Annotated in this window: 2 protein-coding genes; one reads left to right on the top strand and one right to left on the bottom strand. The window is 70.2% G+C overall.

All coding sequences use genetic code 11. From position 1 onward, the window contains the following. Positions 1-205: 205 nt before the first annotated feature. Complete coding sequence (locus ABT296_RS22790; protein ID WP_351930140.1) at positions 206-1,018, bottom strand: SCO2400 family protein; 813 nt, start codon at positions 1,016-1,018, stop codon at positions 206-208. A 267-nt stretch (positions 1,019-1,285) separates the two neighbouring features. Here ABT296_RS22790 and ABT296_RS22785 point away from each other — a divergent pair. Beyond that, a partial coding sequence (locus ABT296_RS22785; protein ID WP_502977303.1) for an enolase-like domain-containing protein occupies positions 1,286-1,707 on the top strand: 422 nt, incomplete at its 3' end.

Here is a 1,707-nt window from a genome sequence, read left to right as displayed (position 1 = left end):
GGCCCGTGGGGGGTTCTCGCGCAGTTCCCCGCGCCCCTGAGAGGTGTCTTTCGGTGGGGCCCGTGTTTCCTTCTGTGGTCGGGTGCGGGCCCGGTGGGGGCTGGTCGCGCAGTTCCTCGCGCCCCTGAAGGCGCGTTTCGGGGCCCCTGGAAGGGATCTGAAGGGTGCTTCCCTGGCCTCTGACCTCTGGCCTCTGAGCTCTGGGTTAGCTGCACCACCACAGGAAGCGGGTGCAGGTTTCTGTGGGGGTTGGGGTGGGAGGGGTGGTCGTGGGGGGTGTTGTGGGGGTCGGGTCTGCCTGGGTGGGCTGGGGGGACGGGTCGGAGGGGAGGGGGGCCGTGCCTCCCGTGGCTGCCGACTGGGGGTCCTTGGAGGGCTTGTCCTCCGGGGTCTCGGACTCCTCGTTCGACGGGGAGTCAGAGGGGGAGGCGGAAGCCGAGGTGCTCGGCGACGGCTCGTTCAGGGGGGTGTTCGTGGGGGCCGGGGGCGCGGACGGAGTGGCCTCCTCGGCTGCTGCGCCGTCCGGTCTGGTGTCGTCCGCCGCTGCCGGGGTGGGGGTGGAGCCCGACGCGTCCAGGCCCAGTTCGGCCACTCCCAGGCCGCCGGCTGCGAGGATCACGCCCGCCGTGATCAGCAGCGTGCGGCGGCGGCGCTTGCGGTGCGCGGCGGCCTTGCGGTCCCGGCGGCTCGCACCGGCGCTCTCGGGTGCGCGTCCCTCCGTGTCCCCGGGTGCGTACTCCTCCGCAACCTCGGGACCGCCCTCCGAGTGGCCCTCGGGGCCGCGGTCCGGGTGGTCGTCTTCGCGGGGTGCTCGCGCCGCCCTGCGGGCCTCCGCCCGGCCTCCCGGCCGTACGGGCTCCGCGGTCGCGGCCACCGCGGCCGGTTCGGGGGCGGTTTCGGCGGGGGCGCCGTATGCCTCTTCGCTGGTGTGTATGCGGGGCCGGTCGGCCGGGGCGCCACAGCCGGGGCAGGCGAGGGCGCCGTTCAGGTGCCGTCGGCACGGGTGGCAGTAGTCCATGACGCGGGAAGACTAAGTTCCGCGCAAAGAGGGTTCATAGGTCTGCCTGTGAAAGTTGTGTGCGGAACTGCCCACTCCGGCAAGCCGGTTGAGGTATACGCCCGATCCGCACCGAAAGCCGCGTCGAAAGCGGAGTCGAAACCGTTATGGGTACGACCCATTGACACTGCCAGCACCCCCTCCCTACTGTCACGTCAACATTTCGAACGTGTGACGAAATCTCGAACACGCGGACCTAGGCCGACGACGCAGCAAGGGACAACTGCCGTGCGTATCACCGGAATCAGCACACACGTGGTCGGAACGCCCTGGCGGAACCTGACCTACGTACAGGTGCACACCGACGAGGGGATCACGGGAGTCGGGGAGACCCGGATGCTGGGTCACACCGACGCGCTGATCGGCTATCTGCGGGAGGCGGAGGCCAATCACATTGTGGGTTCGGACCCGTTCGCGACGGAAGACCTCGTGCGCCGGATGAAGTACGGCGACTACGGGCGGGCCGGCGAGATCGTGATGTCGGGTATCGCGGTGATCGAGATGGCCTGCTGGGACATCAAGGGCAAGGCGCTGGGTGTGCCGGTGTGGCAGCTGCTGGGCGGGAAGGTGACCGACAAGGTCAAGGCGTACGCGAACGGCTGGTACACCACCGAGCGGACGCCGGAGGCGTACCACAAGGCGGCGCGGGG

Origin of the sequence: Streptomyces sp. NPDC000983, assembly GCF_040299205.1 — a bacterium.
Classification (GTDB): Bacteria; Actinomycetota; Actinomycetes; order Streptomycetales; family Streptomycetaceae; genus Streptomyces.
This window is presented reverse-complemented; position numbering and strand designations above follow the sequence as displayed.